Below are 15,046 nucleotides of genomic sequence, written 5' to 3'. Positions count from 1 at the left end.
GCATCTACCAATCCATTGCAATAGAGGGGCCTGTCTTCCGACGGGGCCCGCAGCACAGGAAGTGAAGCACCATGAATAACGTGGAAACCAACGGTCACTACAAGGTTGTCATCCTCGGCGCCGGATTCGGCGGGTTGGGCATGGCGGCCCAACTGAAGCAGGCGGGCATCGATGATTTCGTCGTGCTGGAAAAGCGCCCGGCGCTGGGCGGCGTTTGGCGCGACAACTCGTACCCCGGCGCGGCGTGTGACACCGAATCGCACCTCTACTGCTACAGCTTCCATCCGCATCTGCGCGTGAGTGCCATGTACGCGGGCCGCGACGAGTTGCTCGGCTACATGGAATCGCTCGCAGCCCGTTTCGGACTCGATGCTCACTTGCGCTTCAACAGCGAAATCCGCAGCGCGGTCTGGGACAAGGCCGATCGCCTCTGGTGCTTCGAGCTGGCCGACGGCTCGCGCCTGACCGCGCGCTTCTTCGTGCCGGCCTGGGGCCAGCTCAACCGGCCGTTGATTCCCAAGGTGCCCGGACTGAGCACCTTCAAGGGGGCGTACTTTCATTCCGCCGACTGGCGCCATGACGTGGACCTGCGCGGCAAGCGCGTCGCCAGCATTGGTAACGCGGCCAGCGCGGTGCAGTACGTTCCCGAGATTGCCCCGGTGGTGAACCATCTGACTGTGTTCCAGCGCAGCGCCAACTGGATCATGCCGCGCAATCAGATTGTCTTCGCCGCAGATCAGCTCGATGAATTTCAGCGCGATCCGGTACTGTTCGAGAAGAGCCGCGAGCGGCTGCATGCATTCCGAGAGTCTGGCTTCGAGCGCACCCGCGTCGGCACCGATGCGCAGCGCGAAGGCAAGCGCCTGGCGCTGGAGCATCTGGAGCGTAGCGTGGCCGACCCAGCCCTGCGCGCCAAGCTCACGCCAGACTATGAATTTGCCTGTAAGCGCATTCTGCGCTCCGACGACTACTACCCGGCCCTGACGCGCGACAACGTTACGCTCGAAACGGCCGGAATCGAAGCGTTTGTCGAAGAGGGCATCCTGACCAAGGATGGCCGCGTGCACGCTTTCGACGTCGTGGTGTTCGGCACCGGCTTTGAGAGCCAGGCATTCCAGGGCGACCTGCAGGTCAGCGGCCTCGATGGTTCGCTCGCCGATGCCTGGGCCGATGGCCCGGAAGCCTACCTCGGCATGGCGGTCCCGGGCTTCCCGAATCTGTTCATGATCTATGGTCCGAACACCAACCTGAACCACAACTCCATCCTCTCGATGCTGGAGATCCAGCAGCGCTACATCATCGATGCGATTCGCGGTATCGAGGCCGAAGGCGCTGGCGGGTTCCAGGTCAGCAAGGCGCTATCCGACGACTACAACCGTGCGCTGCAGGCGGCGATGAACGGCTCGGCATTTTCGGCCGACTGCTCGAGCTGGTACAAGAACGCCCGGGGCAAGGTCATCAACAACTGGTCCGGCACGGTGGACGAGTACCGCGCGGCGGTGCGCTGGGATCTACGCGCATTCGAGCAGGTTTGACGGGGGCAGGGACTTGTCTTCGGAACTCTCCTGGCAGCCGCTAAGCGAAGTGGCGGAGGATGCGCGGCCCGTGGTACAGGCGTTCCGTGAAGCGGGCGGCCTGCACTACGGCAGCCTGGCGCCGGAACCTTCGCGCACGAACTTTGCCCGGGCCTGCCGCCTGAATGGCTTGAACGACATCGTCGGCGTTGCCCACCGCGACATCATGGTGCCGGTGACCGACGGTGAGATCCGGGTGCGGCTGTACGAGCCGGACGAAGCGGAGGGCGCGGGCGGTAACGGGCCGTTGGTCGTGTTCCTGCATGGCGGCGGGTGGGTGATCGGCAGCATCGACACGCATGACGGCATTTGCCGACTGCTGGCGCGGCAGAGTGGCTGCATCGTCGCGTCGGTGGAATATCGCCTTGCCCCGGAACATCAATGGCCTGTGCCGCTGCGGGACTGCGAGCAGGCACTCGGCTATCTGGTGGCGAATGCGGCCGCGTTGTCCATTGACGCCAGCCGCGTGGTGCTGGCTGGCGATAGCGCGGGCGGCAGCATGGCGACCATTATCGGCAACGCGCCGGCTGCAGGGGCATACGAGGTCGTAGGCCAGGTGCTGCTCTATCCGGTGACGGACCTGACAGCAAGCCGGCCGTCGTACGGCCGCTTCCAGGGCGGACTGCCGCTCGTCGCAGAATCGATGCAATGGTTCTGTGATCTATACGTGCCAGCCGGTACACCGCTTGACCAGCCCACCTTGTCACCGCTGCTGTATGCAGAGGGCCGCCGTCAGCCGCCGATGTTTATCGCCACCGTTGGCCTGGACCCACTCTGCGACGAAGGCATCGAATACGCGGCAATGGCGGCGCGGGCAGGCGGCTTGCTGGAGCATCACCACCTGCCTCGTCACATGCACGGCATCTTTACGGCGGCGGGGCGCATCAGCACGGCGCAGAACCTGCTGGAGCTTGCCGGCTTATTCATTCGTCGACTTTCTCGGCACTCGTAAAGCGTTGCTTCTGATGAGCAACGATGAGGTCGCCTTCTTCTGATGGGTGGCACGTGCGCTAGCGCGTGTGCTGATCGCTGCGTCTGCAATGCCGCGTCGACCTGTCGGTCTTGACTCGTACTTCGGCAATTAGCCAGGCCTGCACGGCATGAACCCATTCGCCTGCCCATGCGCGGATCGGTTCAGTCGACCGCCCGCGTGAATCCGAGCTCCGTGCGCCTCTCTCGGTCGCTCCTGTTCCGGCCCTTTGTCTGATGGCAACGCGGCACGTGCGCGTGCTGCAGCGTTGCGCTGCGGCGATCGAACCGCCGAATCCACACCAGCACCTGTAATGAACCGGTTGGACATCGTTTGCGTCCCGCTTGGTTGGTATTTTCCCTAGTTTGTCACACCTTGATGATAGGCCGGTGCAACGCTAATATTTGGCCGTACTAACGTTATTTGTAGGCCGTCAATACGTATTCCTAAGGCGATGCTCAGGTGGGCGTCGCTCAGGTCGGTGCCCGCACCGCGCGTCACGCGGCCGTGCTGGCTTTCTGGGCGGCGAGACGATCTTCAAATGGCAGCCCGAAAACAGGTGCCGGGGCTACAGCGCTGTTGGCGTTTTCTTCTGCTCCGCACACCTGTTTCCATCAACGCATCTAGCAGAGAGGCTCAGGCCATGGCTGCAAGCAATAGGCGTCAATCGATTGTCCCGGCCCCTTTCCAAGGGCACTACGACGCGTATCACTTCTCGCCGGCAACGCGCGTGGGCGACATGGTGTGGGTGTCTGGCCAAGTTGGCGTGGACGCCGACATGAAGCCTGCGCAGGGGATGCACGCGCAGGCGCGCATCGCATTCGAATGCCTGAAGCTCGTTCTCGAAGAGGCGGGCGCAAGCCTGGCCGATGTGGTCGAGCTCACGACGTTTCACACGGACCTGCATGGCGACATCGATGCGTTTATCGCCGTCAAGGACCAGTACTTTCCGAGCCGCTATCCGTCGTGGTCAGCCGTGGGGGTGACGCAGTTGGCCTTGCCCGGATTGCTGATCGAGATTCGCGCAATGGCCGTGGCCGGATCCGGAGAGGAATGAGCGCTTGAAGCGGCCGGACATGCCGGCTGCAAGGCGAGAGAGATATTGGAAGGAGCCCATGATGAAGAAGCAACGCATTGGAGTCGTATCCGCTATCGCGGCCGCAGTATGTTGTGTGATCGGCACCGCCGCCATGGCGGAGGACCTCACTCCCGAGGGCGGTGATCGCTCGGCCAGCAAGGACGGTAGCGTCTCTGCCTATGTTGGCAAGCAATCCCCCGAAGCCGGATGGGAGTGGGGCAAGGTTCGCGGCGATTTCTGGAAGCACAAGAATGAGAAGCCGCTGTACTCGATCGATGCGTCAAACATCGACAAGTACGCAGACAAGCTGACGCCAGGCCAGATCCAGCTCCTCAAGCAGAAGAAGGGCTATCGCATGGACGTGTATCCGTCGCATCGCGAATGCCAGGTGCCCGACGTCGTTGCGCAGAACTCCAAGGCAAACCTCACGGCGGCCAAGCTTGATTCGACTGGCGAGCAACTGCAGACGGCAGTGCTCCCGGGTGTTGCGTTTCCGCAGCCCAAGAACGGCGCGGAAGCGATCCTGAATTACATCTATCGCTACCACGGTGAGGGCTTCGAATGGCCCAAGATGATCACCACCATTTCGCCGCGCCCGGGTAGTAACGAATGGATCGATGTCGTCTCTCCGCAGCACGCGTACTTGCCCTGGGGCAAGCCGGGCAAGACGACGCCGCAGGATGTGGATCAGTTGAGCACCGCCGCCTTCTTCAAGATGGAATCCCCACCGGCGCTCGCTGGGCAGGCGTTCGTACAACGCCAGTATTTCAACAAGGCGTCGGAGACGTTCTATTACTTCCCGGGGCAGCGTCGCGTGCGCCGCATGCCGGCCTATACGCACGATGCGCCGGTCATCGGCATGGAAAACCAGTACCTGATCGATGAGGCCAATATGTTCTACGGCACGATCGACCGGTTCAACTGGAAGCTCGTCGGCAAGAAGGAGCTGCTGGTGCCGTACAACGCGTTCGGCATGTACAAGTTCAAGACCAACCTGCACGACGTTGCCACGCCCGACGGCGTTGCTTCGGCCAACCGTCGCTATGAGACCCACCGCGTCTGGGTGGTCGAGGCCACGCTCAAGCCCAGCGCGCGCCACGTCGCATCCAAGAAGGTGTTCTACCTGGATGAAGACAGCTGGTTGGCACTTGTCGGCGAAGACTACGACGCCCAGGGCAAGCTCTGGAAGGTGCGCGAGAGCTACCCCATTCCGGTGTGGGAGCTGGGCGGCACGTGCGACAACCTGCCGTTCGCGATGTACGACCTCAGCAACGGCCGTTACGTGATGGACCAAACGACGTTCGGGCAAGGCAAAGACATTCGTTGGTACGAGCAGATCAATGATCCGCGCTTCAAGACGGACTTCTTCACGGCCGAAACCCTGCGCGCGGTGAGCGAGCGCTGAACGTGGCCGCATGAGCGGGGGCCGGCACGCGCTTGAGGAGGGGCGTGCCGGTATCAAAACGGGTTGGAGGAAAACATGAATACCAAGAAGATGTCCACGCGGACAGCGATTTCGCTCGCCGTGTTGACGGCAACAACGTCTGCAGCGTACGCCTACGACTTCACCATGGGCACGGACGACGCGGTGAAAGGCTCGCTGGTGAGCAACGTCACGGCCGGTGTGGCAACGCGGACGAAAACCCCGAGCTGCGCGCTCACGGGTGATCCGAACGCAAACGGCTGCGGTGCGGCGGCCAATACCGACCAGTGGGGCGCGGGCGACAACGGTGATTTGAACTACCGCAAGTGGAAGCCCTACAGCGCGTACCTGAGCGCGACCAGCGAGCTGCTGCTGACGATGCCCAGCGAGGGCCTGAAGTTCATGGCGCGCGGCACGGGCATGTACGACTTCATGGCCAAGAACACCGAGCGCACGCCGCTGTCGAGTGATGCGAGGGCGCAGGTGGTTTATGACGCGCACGTGCTTGATCTATGGGCGCAGAAGGACTTTACCGTGGCGGATCAGAACGCCCACGTCCGTATCGGCAACCAGGTCATCAACTGGGGCGAGAGCATGTTTGCCATGGGCGGCATCAACGCCACCAACTCGCTCGATATCCAGAAGCTCCTGATTCCGGGCTCGCAGCTCAAGCAGGCGCTGCTACCTGCACCGATGGTGAGCTTTGCCACGAATCTCTCGCATGGCTTGAGCACCGAGGCGTATTACCAGTTCATCTGGAACGGCAACCGCTTGCCGCCGGTTGGCTCCTTCTGGTCGGCGTCCAACGCTGTGGGCCGTGGTGCTGAGCCTTTCACCGCGAACACGACCAACTTCAACGCGAACGGCCCGAGCGCAGGTACGGTCGCAGGCCAGAACGGTTTGAACAGCCATGACCCGGGCACCATTGCGGCGATCAACAACGGCCTGGTCAATGGCGACTTCGCTGGCCCCCCATCGTTCTCGTTCGGGCAGCCGGTCTCCAACAAGCTGCCTTCGAAATACAAGCCACAGTTCGGTGTGAAGTTCAACTATGTGCCGACCTCCATCGACGCGAACTTCGCGTTCTACTACGAGAACTACACCGACAAGTCGCCCGTGTTGACCTCGTTCGCGAATAGCACGGCGCAGTGGTCGTATCAGCAGAATCGTCAGTTGTTTGGTATCAGCGCGAACTTCCCGGTGGGACCGTGGGCAGTTGGTACCGAGCTGTCGTATCGCCCGCGTGACGCGGTGGCGCTCTCGGCCTGCTACGGCGCAGGCGGACCGATGGACCTGAACGTGAACCCGGGCGGTGTCGACTGCCAGCAGTGGGTCGACCGCAAGAAGCTGCAGTTCGGCATCAATGGCATTCTGGCGCTCACGCGCAGCGAGTATCCGTTCCTCAAGATGATCGGAGCAGATTCGGCCTCGCTGACCGCAGAAGCGACGATGGTCTACTACCCCGGCCTGGGCGGAAGCGTGACACGTACCGTCAACGGCGTGCAGGTCATGCAGGCGCCCCAGGCTGGCTACGGGACGTGGTTGAACTACAACTCGGACACGGGTTACCCCATCGGCATGCGGCAGGGTACGGCCGCCTCAGGCGGAGTGACCGTCGACTTCAACTGGACGTATGACGGCACGCTCATCCCCGGTTGGCAGGTGACGCCAGGCGTGACATTCAACGCGGGGCTCTACGGCTACACACCGACCTTCAGCGCGAACTACATGCAGGGCGCGAAGTCGGCCAACTTCTACGTGCTGTTCAACCAGAACCCGACGGTGTGGCAGGCGGGCATCAACTTCACGGCGTTCTGGGGCGGGCACAACACGGTGGGCAATCCGTACTCGGATCGCAACTTCATCGGCGCATTCATCACGCGCAACTTCTGACGTGTCCGTGCCGGGCGGTGGCGCACGCGGTGCGCCGCCAGAAATACTTGAAGGGGTAGTGTCGTGTTGAATCGTCTTGTTGCGGGGCTGGAAAAAGCCTTCTTCGGCCACCGCGCGATCGTGCTGGTGGTGATTGGCCTATTCACTGCAGGCATGGCCGTGTTTGCTGTGCAACTGCGCATGGATGCGGGCTTCGAGAAGCAAATGCCGATCGGCCATGAGTACATCCAGACGTTCCAGAAGTACCGGAACGATCTGCTAGGTGCGAACCGCATCACGGTGGTGGTGCGCGCCAAGAAGGGCTCGATCTGGACGCCGGAGGGGCTCACAAGGTTGTACAACGTGACCCAGGCCGTCATCTACCTTCCGAACGTGGACCGCATCGGTGTGCGCTCGCTGTGGACACCCAACGCGTTCGTCAACGAGATCACCGAAGAAGGCTTCCGCGCCGAGCCGATCATCTCGGGCAACATCACACCGGATCAACTGACGCCAGAAGTCGTTGCGAGCATTCGTCGCGCGACCACGCTCGGCGGCTACGTGGGCACGCTGGTCTCGCACAACGAAGACAGCGCGATGATCACCGCGGAGCTGAACGAGCGCGACAGTGCCGGCAAGGTGCTCGACTACGTGGCGTTCAACCACACGCTCGAAGACAAGATCCGTAAGCCGTTCGAAGATGCCGGCTACGAGGTCCAGATCATCGGCTTTGCCAAGCAGATCGGTGACATTGCCGATGGCGCCAAGGGCGTACTCGTCTTCTGCGCGATCGCGCTGCTGCTGACGGCCCTTTCGGTGTACTGGTACTGCCACTCGGTGCGCTTCACGGTACTGCTGATCGTGTGCTCGTTGAGCTCACTCGTCTGGCAGTTCGGCACGCTGCGGCTGCTGGGCTTCGGGCTGGATCCGCTGGCCGTGCTGGTGCCGTTCCTGGTGTTCGCCATCGGGGTGTCGCATGGTGTGCAGCAGGTCAACTTCATCGTGCGTGAGATCGCTCGCGGCAATAGCTCGTACGACGCCGCGCGCCACAGCTTCAGTGGTCTGCTGATCCCGGGCGTGCTGGCGCTGGTCACCGCGTTTGTGTCGTTCGTCACGCTGCTGCTGATTCCGATCCCGATGGTGCGCGAACTGGCCATCACGGCATCGCTGGGCGTGGCCTACAAGATCGTGACGAACCTGATCCTGTTGCCGGTGGCTGCCTCGTGCTTCAACTTCACGCAGGCGTATGCGCAGAGCGCGCTCAAGCGTGCGGCTTGGCGTTCGGCGGTGCTGCGTCCGCTGTCCAAGGTGGCGCAGCCAAAGTACGCTGGCGTCACGCTGTTGATCACGCTGATGGTGTTTGGGCTATCTGTCTGGCAGAGCCGTGACCGCGTGATCGGCACGCTGCAGCCTGGCGCACCGGAGTTGCGCGAAGAAGCCCGCTTCAACCGCGATGCGACGTCGATTGCGGGCAACTACGACATGGGCCTCGACTGGCTGTCAGTGGCGATCGAATCGACCGGCAAAGCGTGCGATAACCCGGCCGTCGGCCTGTACGAGGACGAGTTCACCGCCGCCATGCGCACCGAACCGGGCGTGGTGTCCGCGCAGTCGTACTCGGGGATGCTGCGTACCTACAACGCGGGCTACAACGAAGACTATCCAAAGATGAACGTCGTGCCGATCGACCCCGAGAACTACGGTGCGGTGTCGGTGGACGTGGCGCGGCTGAAGGGCTTCATGAAGGCCGACTGCAGCATGACCGCGGTGCACCTGTACCTGACCGACCACAAGGCGACGACGATCAACCGCATCCTGGACGACATCAAGCAGTACCGCGTGTCGCATCCATTCCCCGGCGTCAATATCCGCCTGGCGGCAGGGAATGCAGGCGTGCTGGCCGCCACCAATGACGAGGTGGAGCACAGCGAGCTGCCGATGATGCTGTACGTATACGCGGCTATCGTGATCCTGGTGTTCCTGGCCTACCGCGACTGGCGCTCGATGTTGGCGTGCTGCGTGCCGCTGACGGTGGCGACCTTCATTGGCTACTGGTTCATGAAGGAACTCAAGATCGGCCTGACCGTGGCTACGCTGCCGGTGATGGTGCTGGCGGTGGGCATCGGCGTGGACTATGCGCTGTACATCTACAACCGCCTGCAGCGGCACCTGGCCGAGGGCGACCCGATCGAGCGCGCGATGGAGCGTGCGTTGGAGTTCGAATGTGTGGCGACGATCTTTACCGCCATCACACTGGCCGTCGGTGTGGCGACGTGGAGCTTCTCTGCGCTCAAGTTCCAGGCGGACATGGGCAAGCTGCTGGCCTTCATGTTCATCGTGAACCTGGTGATGGCGATGACGGCACTGCCGGCGCTGGCTTCGGTGCTGGAGCGCTGGTTCCCGCGTCGCAAGCCGGCGCGTGCGCCGGGCCTGCTGAGCCATTGAACGGGAGACAGCCATGATGAAAACGATCCTGACCAGCATCGCACTGTGCGCGGCGTCTGTAGCCCTTGCACAAGCACCCTCCGAAGGCACGGTCGCGACCTGGAGCGCCAAGCCTGCGCATACGTGGCCAGCGCCGACCAACAGGATGCTGCTGGACGCCACGCGCGCCGGAAAACGCGTCGTCGCCGTGGGCGAGCACGGCATCGTTCTGCTCTCCGACGATGAAGGCAAGACGTATCGGCAGGCACGCACGGTGCCGGTGTCTGCCACGCTATCCGCTGTCTCCTTTGCCGATGAAAAACACGGCTGGGCAGTCGGGCAGTGGGGTGTGATTCTCGCGACTAGTGATGGTGGTGAAACCTGGGTCAAGCAGCGCATGGACACGGCCGTCGATCAACCGCTGTTCTCGGTGGTCTTTACAAACGACCGCGACGGCATTGCGGTCGGCCTGTGGTCTTTGATGCTGCAGACCCACGACGGCGGCAAGACGTGGACGAAAACGACGCTGCCGAAACCGCCCGGCGGCGGCAAGGGCGACCGCAACCTGTACCACGTGTTTGCGGATCAGAAGGGCGCGTTCTACATCTCGGCTGAGCAGGGGACGGTGCTCAAGTCGACGGACGGCGGCGCCACCTGGGACTACCTCGCCACGGGCGGCAGGGGCTCGCTGTGGTCGGGTGTAGCCATGCCCGATGGGCGGATTGTGGTGGGTGGTCTGCTCGGCAGCCTGTTCCAGAGCAGCGATGGCGGGGCGACCTGGCAACCGTTGAAGGCCGAGACCAAGAGTTCGATCACCGGTCTTGCTGCGTCGGGTAAAGAGCTCGTTGCGGTTGGGCTGGATGGGCTCGTGCTCAAGCAGCGTGAAGACGGCGCGCCGCTGGCGGTGGCACAGCGTGAAGACCGCGCGGCACTCACCGCCGCTGTGATCGATGCAGGTGGCAAGCCGATTCTATTTTCGAAAGAGGGCGTGCTGGCTGGGCTCTGAGGCCAGTTAAAGCGGACACACGTCTCCCCGTGTCTCCCGACATCTTCGAGACGGTTCGTTATCCAACGAGGTAAGAAGGGGTTCACATGCAAGTGACAGAGCAGATGAAGCTGGAGCTGGCGCGCGATGGTGCCACCGTCGCCCGGGGCCTGTTTTCACCCGAGCGCCTCAAGCAGATGCGCGAGGCGTTCGATTACGGGATTGCCCACCCCAGCCCGCAGCACGGTTATGCCTTTGCAGGCACGCCGGATGAGCATTTCAACGACTACGGCAACTTCGATAACCGCGATGTGCACGTCGCGACGGTCAAGGCGTTGGGGCTCGATGAATTTGTAGCGTCGCTCTGGGATTCCGAGCATGTGTGGTTCATCGGCGAGGAACTCTTCATCAAGAAGGGCGGCAGAGCGGGGCGGTCGCCGTGGCACCAGGACACTTCGTACTATCCGTTCAGCGGACCGCAGTTGCTCAACATCTGGACGTGCTTTGAGCAGATTCCCCGCAAGAACGCGCTGGAGGTCGTACGAGGCTCTCACCTTGGGGCGCAGTACAACGGTACGTCCTACAACGATCCCAACGATCACATCAAGCCGCTGTGGGCCAACACCGATTGGCCGCTACTGCCCAACATTGAGGCAGACCGTGCACAAGACCCAGCCTCGTGGGACGTTGTCTCCTGGGATCTCGAGCCGGGCGATGCGCTGTTGTTCCACTCGGGCTCGCTGCACGGCGGTGCGCCCGTGACCCCGGATTGCCCGGATCGCCATACGCTGGTCTACCGCTTCTACGGCGACAAGGTGTTCTAACGGCCCCTGCCAACCGGGGGATGCAACTACGGCTACGACATCAGCAATCTCAACGATCCGTCACTGACGCCGGGCGAGCCGTTCCGGGCGCCTTACTGCACGCAGGTGCGCTGAGGCGAGCAAAGTCATCGTCTCAGCAGCGTACGCCATCGCTACGCCCCCTTAAACCAGCGAACACAGTCATCCGATGCGATTGAAAACGTACGCTGGTGACGCCTCCTAGATCCTAGCTTTGGTCTCCTCTGGGGTCTTTCGATGCCGTGGCAGCACGGCATCCTTTTTTTTGTTTTTGCTTTACAGAGCGTCGTTGGGGGCGATCCGCCCTTGCGCGATGAGCGCAGTCATCACCATCACCAGCTCGAACGCGCGGTCCTCGCTCACCGATTGATGCTGGGCGTCAAACCTCAGCACCGTGACACCGTCCAGCAGTGCTGTGATGAGCGTTGCGCGAGCGAGGCATTCCCGCGCGGTTGCCGTCGCGTCGACCTCCCGGATGAGGTCGGCCCAGACCACCCGGTAGGCGGCATAGCCGTTTCTCACATGTTCACGCGTGATATCCGAATGCTGGGCCAGCGCCCACATCTCCGACCACAGCTGCTGCACCGCAGGAACACAGGTTTCCTCGAAGTTTTCTGCGGCAATTTCGAGCATGCGCTCCAGTGCCGGTTTGCCGCTCGGTTTGCCGATCTCTGAGTAGCGGTCCAGATAAGCCTGCCCCACCGCCCCCATCGTCGAGCGGAGCAAGTCGTCATGGGTCGGGAAATAGTTCTGAAGCGCGGATGGCAGAGTGCCGAGTTCTCTGGCCACCCGTGCCAGGGTGAAATTTGCATAGCCTTCCGTCGCCAGCAGGTTGGCGGCGGTGGAGATGATCTCGTTGATCTTGAGCTCTCTGCGTTTGCCCTGAGCTGTCGGCCGGTAATGGAAGGTGTCTTGAGTCGACTGACGCGCGCGCAATTCCAGTAGGGCCGGCTGCAGATATCCGTCAGATCCAAAAATGCTGACACGGGCATCGCTACCGTCGTGCAGTGTCCGTGGACGACGAAGAGGCACCTCGCTTTGCAGCGTTGCTGCTGAAGCACTCACGACCATCTTGACGGCGCGCTTCGCAACACGAGCGAGCTCGACATAGTCTCTTCCGGGGTAATCGCCATGGGACGCGAATAGCGTCATGCCGTCCATTTGGGCACCGATCACGGCGGCACGCACCAGACATTCTTCGTGACTCAACGTGGGGTGGAGTTCCGACAACAACTTCGCAAAGAGGTCTCGAAAACGCGCCTGCATATCGTCCAGCAGTTCTGCGACAAAGGCTTCATGCGAGGCGAACGCCCAGATCTCCACCATGAATTTCGGCAGATCGGTTTCGTTGATGTTCTGGAAGATGCGATTGATCAGCGCGGAGCAACGTTGAGCCGCTCCCGTGCCCGGACGATTCGCAATCGCTGTGTAGTCCTCCATGACCTGGCTCATATAGGCCGGGAGTGCGGTGCGCAGCAACTCTTCTGTCGTTCGAAAGTAATACTGCAGATTTCCATGGGTGATGCCCATGCGATCGGCTACACGGCGTATTGCGAATCCGGCATAGCCGTCTTCTTGAAAGACCTGGCGCGCGGTTTCGAGGATCTCGCGAATGCGCTGTTCCCGATTGCGCCGTGTTGACGGGCGCACGGCGGACTTGGCTCCCTCCGAATGGTCAGGGGTTCCTTGCTTGACCGCGCTATTTTGCACGTCGACTCTCCCATGGCTTGTACAAGACTTCTGCAAATTATAGGCCTATCCGACGGAATGGGAAAAACGCTGCCTCTTTCCCTCACGTCCTTGTGCGCGAGCGATGACTGCTTCGTGGCGCGCGGCGCTCGCGTGCGTCTTTAACGCGAGTCCGTCGCAGAGGACGTTTCCCGTCAACCTCGCGTTGCGAAACGCTTCCGATGGTCTGCCGCGCCAGGCTGTCACTTGCAGTGAGCGAAGTTAGACCAGCTCGACAGCGTTTGCGTAGCGCTCGGTCGGTGTTTTCCCTAACGTGCTCGTCCTTGAGAGTAGGCCGTAGCGCCGTTAATATTAGGCCGTAATAACGTAATTTGAGGGCCGGTAATACGCTCATGTAAGGACGATGTCGGCCGCGGAATCAGGTGAGGGGTTTCATGCGTCGCAGGGCTGGTTGCGTGCGCAATGCTTTTCCGGAAGTGCTGAACGGCTTCCCAACTTGATGGTGAAACAGAAGACGGGCGGTGGCGCTTCTCTGTCACTCGGCGCATGGGGGCTGGCTTCAACTGATGTGGAGCGCACCGCCGCGATTGATTCACGTTTGGGCTTACCGAACCCTCAACAGAGGAAGTCGTAGGAGGAGGCAACCATGGAAAAGCACCCCGTCGTCGTGCATGGAGGGATGCAAGGCTCCGAAGAAGCCGCGCTGGTCGTCCACATCTTGCGCAGGGATTGAGGAAGTCCGAAATGAGTATGGATCTTGAGCGTGGTAAAGAGCGCGCCGACCTGGGGAAGTATCGGGCGCTGGGCGGGTGGGTTGAAAAGCCCGACAACATGCAGCACGCGCTCGAGGGCAACGTCAGCGCGGATGTTGTGATTGCTGGTGCCGGTTTCGCGGGTCTTTCCGCGGCGCTGGAGTTGGCCAGGCTGGGCGCGAACGTCGTTGTGATTGAGCGGGATTTCGCGGGCTTCGGCGCAAGTGGACGCAACGCAGGCTATCTGGCCGGCGCCATGGCGCTCGAATACGACCTCATGTTCAGGGGCCTGAGCAAGGAACGGGCGACGCAGATCGTCCGCTACTACGACGACGCTGTCGGTTTCGTGGAAGGCAAGCTCAAGGAACACGATATCGACTGCGAGTACGTGCAGTCCGGGTGGATCCGGGCGGGTGTCCATTCGTCGCAGGAAAAGAAGATCCGCGCGGATATGCAGGTCGGTATCGAACACGGCCACAAGTCGGAATTTCTGGACCACGCGCAAATGCGCGCACGCGGGATTCCACCGGCATTTCTGTTTGGCGAATACACGCCGGCCGGAGGAACACTGCACCCGGGCAAATACATCATGGGCCTGCGCCGTGCCGCGCTGCAGGCCCGCGTGAAGCTCTACGAGAACACGCCGCTGCTGTCTTACACCGAAGGCCCGGTCATCCAGGTGAAGACGCCGCGCGGTACCGTCAGCGCCCCGGTGCTGCTGTTGGCTACCAATGCCTACACCCCGCAGCTCGGTTTGCTTGCAAACAAGGTGGTGCCATTGCGGATCTCGGCGGTTGAGACCGAACCGCTGTCTGCAGTGCAGTTGGCCTCGCTGGATTGGCCAAGGCGCGAAGGCATCGTGACGGGTCACTACAGCATGGAGAGCTTCCGCCTGACAGCGCGCAACACAGTCATCTCGACCGTCAAACGCATCCACTACCCCTACGGCTCAGAAACGCCGAATGTGCCCGCCTACGACCAGTATCGAGCGTTGAGAGCAAACCTCCATGAGCGTTTGCCCACCTTGAAGGACATCACATTGCGGCACTGCTGGAGCGGCTATATCAGCACCGCCGGCAACGCGCTTCCCGTGGTCGGCACCACCGGCGCAAACCAGAACATCTACTACGCCGCCGGGTGTTCTGGCCATGGCTTGGCCAGTCAATCCATGCTCGGGAACATGCTCGCCCAGAAGATTCGCGGGTCCGAGCCGCCGCTGCTCGCAGCGTTGCGCTACGACACGCCCTCGCTGCCGCCGGAGCCGTTCCGCTGGTGTCTCCTTAATGGGGCGCTGGCCGCGGCAAACACATTGGACGATCGGTTGAACCGCAAGGTGCGGGGCGCGGCAGCCTGAAGGCGAGCGCTCTCACTGCAAAGCAACACGACGCCTTGGGCCGTTTCGCCGTTATTCAGCCATCAACATCAACGTGAGGTAAC

Annotated in this window: 10 protein-coding genes; 9 read left to right on the top strand and 1 reads right to left on the bottom strand. The window is 61.9% G+C overall.

Annotated elements, in window-relative coordinates; translation table 11 throughout:
- The first annotated feature begins 71 nt into the window (after window positions 1-71).
- The 8 genes from V6657_RS18415 (at window position 72) to V6657_RS18380 (ending at window position 11,150) form a co-directional block, all read left to right on the top strand.
- Window positions 72-1,535 carry an NAD(P)/FAD-dependent oxidoreductase gene (locus tag V6657_RS18415; RefSeq protein ID WP_048935523.1) on the top strand — a complete coding sequence of 488 codons (1,464 nt, stop codon included), beginning with the start codon at window positions 72-74 and terminating at the stop codon, window positions 1,533-1,535.
- Window positions 1,536-1,548: 13 nt separating this feature from the next.
- Window positions 1,549-2,526, top strand: coding sequence for an alpha/beta hydrolase (locus V6657_RS18410; RefSeq protein WP_048935522.1), 978 nt, complete (start codon window positions 1,549-1,551; stop codon window positions 2,524-2,526).
- 661 nt (window positions 2,527-3,187) lie between these two features.
- Complete coding sequence (locus V6657_RS18405) at window positions 3,188-3,601, top strand: RidA family protein (protein WP_048935521.1); 414 nt, start codon at window positions 3,188-3,190, stop codon at window positions 3,599-3,601.
- 58 nt (window positions 3,602-3,659) lie between these two features.
- Window positions 3,660-5,027, top strand: coding sequence for a DUF1329 domain-containing protein (locus V6657_RS18400; protein ID WP_171017983.1), 1,368 nt, complete (start codon window positions 3,660-3,662; stop codon window positions 5,025-5,027).
- A 75-nt stretch (window positions 5,028-5,102) separates the two neighbouring features.
- Window positions 5,103-6,938 carry a DUF1302 family protein gene (locus V6657_RS18395; RefSeq protein ID WP_048935519.1) on the top strand — a complete coding sequence of 612 codons (1,836 nt, stop codon included), beginning with the start codon at window positions 5,103-5,105 and terminating at the stop codon, window positions 6,936-6,938.
- 63 nt (window positions 6,939-7,001) lie between these two features.
- Window positions 7,002-9,362: an efflux RND transporter permease subunit gene (locus tag V6657_RS18390; RefSeq protein WP_048935518.1), complete on the top strand. Its 2,361-nt coding sequence runs from the start codon at window positions 7,002-7,004 to the stop codon at window positions 9,360-9,362.
- A 13-nt stretch (window positions 9,363-9,375) separates the two neighbouring features.
- The gene (locus V6657_RS18385; protein ID WP_048935517.1) at window positions 9,376-10,347 is read left to right on the top strand and encodes a YCF48-related protein; all 972 of its coding nucleotides are present in this window, start codon (window positions 9,376-9,378) and stop codon (window positions 10,345-10,347) included.
- An 86-nt stretch (window positions 10,348-10,433) separates the two neighbouring features.
- The gene (locus tag V6657_RS18380) at window positions 10,434-11,150 is read left to right on the top strand and encodes a phytanoyl-CoA dioxygenase family protein (RefSeq protein WP_248694772.1); all 717 of its coding nucleotides are present in this window, start codon (window positions 10,434-10,436) and stop codon (window positions 11,148-11,150) included.
- A 294-nt stretch (window positions 11,151-11,444) separates the two neighbouring features.
- Here V6657_RS18380 and V6657_RS18375 read toward each other — a convergent pair whose 3' ends face one another.
- Window positions 11,445-12,878: a TetR/AcrR family transcriptional regulator gene (locus tag V6657_RS18375; RefSeq protein ID WP_048935516.1), complete on the bottom strand. Its 1,434-nt coding sequence runs from the start codon at window positions 12,876-12,878 to the stop codon at window positions 11,445-11,447.
- 723 nt (window positions 12,879-13,601) lie between these two features.
- Here V6657_RS18375 and V6657_RS18370 point away from each other — a divergent pair.
- On the top strand, window positions 13,602-14,963 hold the full coding sequence (locus tag V6657_RS18370) for an FAD-binding oxidoreductase (RefSeq protein WP_048935515.1): 1,362 nt from the start codon (window positions 13,602-13,604) through the stop codon (window positions 14,961-14,963).
- Window positions 14,964-15,046: the final 83 nt, after the last annotated feature.

This window comes from Ralstonia sp. RRA (assembly GCF_037023145.1).
Lineage (GTDB): Bacteria > Pseudomonadota > Gammaproteobacteria > Burkholderiales > Burkholderiaceae > Ralstonia.
The sequence above is the reverse complement of the archived record's forward strand: the minus strand, read 5'-3'. Positions and strand labels throughout refer to the sequence as shown.